General features: G+C 45.9%; 4 protein-coding genes. All 4 read left to right on the top strand.

Translation table 11 applies throughout. The features are described 5' to 3' along the window. Positions 1–113 precede the first annotated feature (113 nt). The 4 genes from A3761_RS13350 (at position 114) to A3761_RS13365 (ending at position 4,235) form a co-directional block, all read left to right on the top strand. The gene (locus A3761_RS13350) at positions 114–2,474 is read left to right on the top strand and encodes a molybdopterin oxidoreductase family protein (RefSeq protein ID WP_068552963.1); all 2,361 of its coding nucleotides are present in this window, start codon (positions 114–116) and stop codon (positions 2,472–2,474) included. Between the two features lie 43 nt (positions 2,475–2,517). Then, complete coding sequence (locus A3761_RS13355; protein WP_068509273.1) at positions 2,518–2,739, top strand: YheU family protein; 222 nt, start codon at positions 2,518–2,520, stop codon at positions 2,737–2,739. A gap of 5 nt (positions 2,740–2,744) precedes the next feature. Continuing rightward, the gene (locus A3761_RS13360; protein ID WP_068509275.1) at positions 2,745–3,776 is read left to right on the top strand and encodes a hypothetical protein; all 1,032 of its coding nucleotides are present in this window, start codon (positions 2,745–2,747) and stop codon (positions 3,774–3,776) included. A 99-nt stretch (positions 3,777–3,875) separates the two neighbouring features. Next, entirely contained in the window at positions 3,876–4,235 is a 360-nt protein-coding gene (locus A3761_RS13365) for a hypothetical protein (RefSeq protein ID WP_068509277.1), read from the top strand. Positions 4,236–4,321: the final 86 nt, after the last annotated feature.

A 4,321-nucleotide genomic window follows, 5' to 3' on the forward strand; every position in this document is an offset into this window, starting at 1 on the left:
TAATCGTCTAGACTTCTCGTTTATGGCAGGCATATAATCCTGACTAGCTGTTCAATAACAACAATAGTGGTGTACATTCACTCTTAGCACCCATTCAATGACGGATCAAATCTATGCCTAGCTCAGACGCTTTTACTCATTACCGCACCTGCAACCTTTGTGAAGCAATGTGCGGTGTCGCGATCAAAGTTGAAGACGCACAGATTATCTCTATAAAGGGCGATCCTGATGACCCGTTAAGCAAAGGCCATATTTGCCCGAAAGCGCTCGCCTTAAAAGATATACAAGAAGACCCGGACCGGCTTAAAGTTCCACAGCTAAAAACCAAAGATGGCTGGAAACCCATCACTTGGAACAGAGCGTTTGATTTAGTTGCAAACAAAATTGGTGATATTCAACAACAGCACGGTAAAAATGCTGTAGGTGCCTACCTTGGTAATCCGAACACCCATCATCACGGCAATATTCTATTTGCACCAATGCTGCTGAAAGCACTGCGTACCCGCAATAAATTTTCTGCCACCTCCAATGACCAGCTACCGCATATGCAGGCAAATCTGGAACTGTTTGGGAATCAATATTTATTCCCAGTGCCTGATATTGATCATATGGATTTGTTTATTCTTCTCGGCAGTAATCCGGCAGCATCAAATGGTAGTTTAATGAGCGCGCCTGACTATTCAGCAAGGCTCAAGAAAATCATTAAGCGTGGCGGTGAGGTGATTCTACTTGACCCAAGAAAGACTGAAACAGTCAAAACAAGTACCGAGCATTTATTCATCAAACCCGGTACCGATGCCTTCCTGATACTCGGAATTATTAACACTTTATTTAATGAGAATTTAATCGAGACAGGCCGGCTATCAAGCCATCTTGAAGGGATCGCCGAAATACAGCTTATCTCGTCCGACTTCAACCCAGAGCACGTGAGCAGCATTACAGGTGTTACCGCCGAAGATATCAGAACACTAGCCCGCAAACTGGCTACCACCCCAAGGGCTTGCCTGTTCGGTAGAATGGGCACCTCAACTCAGGAGTTTGGTGGCCTGGCGACCTGGTTAGTTTATGTGGTAAATATTCTGACAAACCATATGGATGAGCGCGGCGGTTTAATGTTTAGCAAACCCGCAGCAGATATGGTTGAGCTAGCAGCATGGACAGGCCAAAAAGGCCATTATAATCGTTATCAGAGCCTTTCAGGTCTACCGGAATTTGGTGGAGAATTGCCTGCCAGCACCATGGCTGACCAAATCCTCTTGCCTAGTGATGAGCAGATAAAAATGATGATCGTCATGGCTGGCAATCCTGTGCTCAGCAGCCCGAATGGTCAGCACCTTGATCAAGCCCTCGATTCGCTGGATTTCATGGTTTCTATTGATTTTTATATCAATGAAACCTCAAAGCATGCCGATATTATCCTGCCTCCGACTGCGCCTTTGGAGCAGTCTCATTATGATATTGTTTTTAACCTGCTTGGTGTTCGGAATGTCGCTAAATACTCACCCGCCTTATTCGAGGTAGATAAGTCTGCTCGTCATGACTGGCAAATAGCGCTTGAGCTTCAGCACCGACTTGGCAAAGGCTCTATTAAGCAAATTATTGGTGAACAATTTTCTTACCAATCACTGAAGCGCTTAGGACCCGACGGCTTATTGGATATCATCCTTCGTACCGGCCCTTATGGTACGCAGCTCCCTGGCACTAGCCAAGCAGGGCGTTTCCTGGTCGATGCCTTACAGGGGTTCTTACCAAGCAAACACCCAGCCCGGAAGATTCTGGATCTCAGCCCTTATGGTTCTCAAAACAGAAGTTTGAGCAAAGGCCTTTGTGTTAGCTCTTTACTTAATTACCCTCACGGTATCGACTTAGGCCCCTTGCAATCTCGCCTACCCGAACGGCTCTACAGCGTGAAGAAACGAATTCGACTCGCACCGAATACTTACTTAAAAGATATGACTCGCCTACGTAAACGCGGCGAGCAACTGCTTGACAGTCACAAAGCCGAAAACGGACAACTCTTATTAATTGGCAGGCGTCACGTCCGCTCTAACAATTCCTGGCTACATAACAGCAGGCGCCTGGTAAAAGGTAAAAATCGCTGTACTCTGATGATCCACCCTGACGACGCGAAACAAGTACAACTTAAAAACGGAGAACTCGCTCACGTAAGTAGCAGAGTTGGACAGCTTGAGATTGAAGTAGAGTTAACTGAAGATATCATGCCGGGCGTTGTCAGCATTCCTCACGGCTGGGGGCACCAGCGCGAAGGCTCAATGCTATCTGTTGCAAGCAAGCGGCCCGGGGTTAGTGTCAATGATCTAACAGACGACAGATATGTAGACAAACTGAGCGGCACCTCTGTATTGAACGGCGTTCCAGTGCAAGTTCTTAAAGTTGGTCAAGACAAGAGAAAACGTACAACGCGTTCTCGTGCAAATAAATCCAGGGTACGTATGAGTGCCAAGCTTTCTTAGCCGGAATAAGTAAAACATATACTCTTATGCACCAGGTTCTAACATGATTATCGACCCCTCTTTTTTAAGCCCGGATGCATTAGATGGCCTAATAAACGACTATTGTTTAAGAGACTGGGGACTCAATGATGTCGAAGCCCCTTTGGAAACAAGAAAGTCTCAGGTGCAACAGGCGCTAAAGCAAGGCAAACTGGTCATACAATATAGCGAAGAGGAAGAAAGCGCTCATATCATGTCTGCAGACTCTCTCGGCCTGGATAATTAGATTAGATGCCCTTACAAGATCAACACCCGCCGATCATCCCCCACGAACAACTTGCCAAGTTGATTGGTGAATTACGGTTTGATGAACTTCTTCAGCAGCTGGAACAGTTTCTCATAGATGGGCTTGAGTCAAACAAGACAACTGCCAAAGCTAAAATAAATGGCTTTGAGGTCAAGCTCAATTATCGGAATAATACAGTCGAAGGTGCCTGCCAATGTCCAGAGTCTGATGGCTTTGACTTCTGCCCACATTGCGCAGCACTCTGTCTGCATGTTAACCGGAATACCCAGCAAATATCATCTCTCGCCAAAGGCCCCGACAAAAGCCGGGTACTTGCCTACCTGCTTAGTCAAGATAAACAGAACCTAGCAAAAGAGTTCTTATCTTTATTGAGCAAGGACAGTGAGCTATTCGAACGCTATGTGCTCAGGGCATCCTTAAATCAAGGCGAACTAGATTACTCAGGACTGAAAAGCCAGATAACCGAGTTAACACGCAAACCTGAAAAACTGTTCAGCCAACGGCAGGTTAAACACTTTTTCGCAAAAATCGAGCGCTTTCTAGACGAGCTAAACGCTTTGGATCACTATTCTGACGCGGACAAAATGCTCAAACTAATGGAGCATATGCACCAGCGTCTGGTGCGCCTGCTCGATACAATTGATGACAACTCAGAGCAGCGTAGTGAAGCCGTTACGACCTACAGAGCACTGTATAGTAAATTACTATTGCAGCTGCAGGGGCGAGAAGAAACTAAAGCCAAGCGTTTCTTCAAACTATGGGTGAATGATCACCACGCTATTCTACCTCTTGATATTGAAGCCTTCCTGGATCAGAACATAACAAACAAGTTTATATCCCTACTCAATAAAATACTAAAAGATAAACTAGCTAAAAAAACCTCCAAGGCAACTGACGATCTCAAGCAAATCCAGCGAGAAAAAATTCTCCGGTACTTACTCGACTCGGCCCTTAAGAAAAACGATACCGACAAGGCCCAACAAATGAGAACTATGATTGAGCAAGGCCGCCAGTAAAGGCTGGCTATTTCCTATCAAAATTGCCCCGTGCTTTTCAATTTTCATGATAGGATAGCGGGCACATCAATACAGACTACAGCGTACTAAGGAAATATTATGAGCGACAACGCGCCTGAAATAAGCATGAACCCTGATGAACTTTATCTTGAAGAAGTCTATACAGACAACAAAGTCGGCACTATTCGTCGCATGACACCTGTCGATGCAAATGGCGACGCAGACAGCGCTAGACCCGTTCTGTTTATCGGCAGCACTCAAATGATGACGCCAGCTGGACCACTTCCTTTGAACTTCGAACTTCAAGGTTCTACTCTGGGTCAAGCGGCAGCTAACTTTGGCGAAGCAGCAAACAAGTCGCTTGAAGATACAATGAAAGAACTTCAAGAAATGCGTCGTGAGCAGGCTTCTCAGATCGTCGTACCGGGCCAAGGCGGAAGCCAAATCCAAATGCCTTAAAGCATTTTTTCAATGGGGTCAGACTCGATTGAAAAATAGCCATACTTATGTAGGCGGGGCCTCCAGTCGCGCAAACCGAAACCAGG

The organism is Oleiphilus sp. HI0123 (assembly GCF_001635315.1).